Genomic DNA, 1,288 nt, shown 5'->3' with positions numbered 1-1,288 from the left:
TGAGGTTCCCTCTGTGTTTCGTCTACCAAAGGGATAGGTTCATGCTACCAGCTTTTCTTTTGGTTGCTGACTAAGCCAACGGTGCAGGTAATTGTTTGGCGATAAATATCCGAGAGTTGAATGCTGCCTTTTCCGGTTGTAAAACACCTCAATGTATTCGAAGCTCATGTCTCGGACCTCCTCTCGCGTCTTGAATCGTTTTCCAAAGACGCGTTCGTGTTTGAAACTGTTGAACCAACTTTCCGTCGGTGCATTGTCCCAGCAGTTCCCCTTTCGACTCATCGAACAAGTCATTCCATATTCCGACAGCAGCGATTGAAAGGCATGGCTCGCATATTGACTTCCTCGGTCAGAGTGATGCATCAAGCCCACAGGTGGCCGGCGTCGAAACCACGCCATGGCCAGTGCGTCGGTCACTATGTCAGCGGTCATGCGGGGCTTCAAAGACCAGCCAACGACCTCGCGGTTAAACAAGTCAAGAACGATGGCCAGATACAACCAGCCTTCATCCGTCCACAGGTAGGTGATGTCGGACGTCCAGACTTGATTCGGTGCGCTGGGCGTAAAGTTGCGGTCCAACAAGTTTTGTGCCACCGGCAGACTGTGTTTCGAATCCGTCGTGGCTTTATAGCGGCGCTTGTGCCGTGCCCGCACATTGTGCTCTCGCATCAATCGCTCCACCCGCGCTTTACTGGCCGAGAACCCCCGGTTTCGCAGCTCCCTCAGCATGCGCGGGCTGCCATAGGCGCCCTTGAGCTCGGCGTGGATCGCCTTGATCAGTGCCAGCATCTGCGCATCCGTCAAGCGCTTGCGGCTAGGCGTACCACCACGCTTCCAGCAGCGATAGCCGCTGACGCTGACCGCCAAGACGCCGCACATTTCTGCCAAACCGTACTCCTGACAATGCCGATCAATCCAGGCGTACTTCACAGTGCATCTTTCGCGAAGTACGCCGCTGCCTTTTTTATGATTTCGTTCTCCCGCTTGAGCCTGACATTCTCGGCTCGTAATCGCGAGAGCTCCATCTGCTCTTCAGAAACTGGCTTGGTTGAGGAGCCCCTCAGTGCTCCACGAGCTGCTGCGCTCGACCAATTGCGCAATGTCTGCTCATTGATGCCAAGCTCCTTGGCAACCGCTGAAAACGACTGCCCATCCTTGACCCGCTTGAGCGCTAACTCCTTGAACTCCAAGGTGTATGACTGGCGAGGTATCTTCATAGCTAATCTTCCTTCAAGTGACGTTAATAATATGTCACCCTTATGGAAGACGAAATATCAGGGGAAGCTCA

Annotated in this window: 1 protein-coding gene; it reads right to left on the bottom strand. The window is 53.8% G+C overall.

The features are described 5' to 3' along the window. Positions 1-39 precede the first annotated feature (39 nt). Positions 40-1,217, bottom strand: a protein-coding gene (locus tag QWY27_RS15230; RefSeq protein WP_290199282.1) for an IS3 family transposase whose coding sequence is annotated in 2 segments (ribosomal slippage) — positions 40-968 and positions 968-1,217 — 1,179 coding nt in all. Because the reading frame shifts where the segments join, the coding sequence is not laid out codon by codon here. Between the last annotated feature and the right edge of the window lie 71 nt (positions 1,218-1,288).

The organism is Zwartia vadi (genome assembly GCF_030410375.1).
GTDB classification, from domain to species: Bacteria; Pseudomonadota; Gammaproteobacteria; order Burkholderiales; family Burkholderiaceae_B; genus Zwartia; species Zwartia vadi.
The sequence above is the reverse complement of the archived record's forward strand: the minus strand, read 5'-3'. Positions and strand labels throughout refer to the sequence as shown.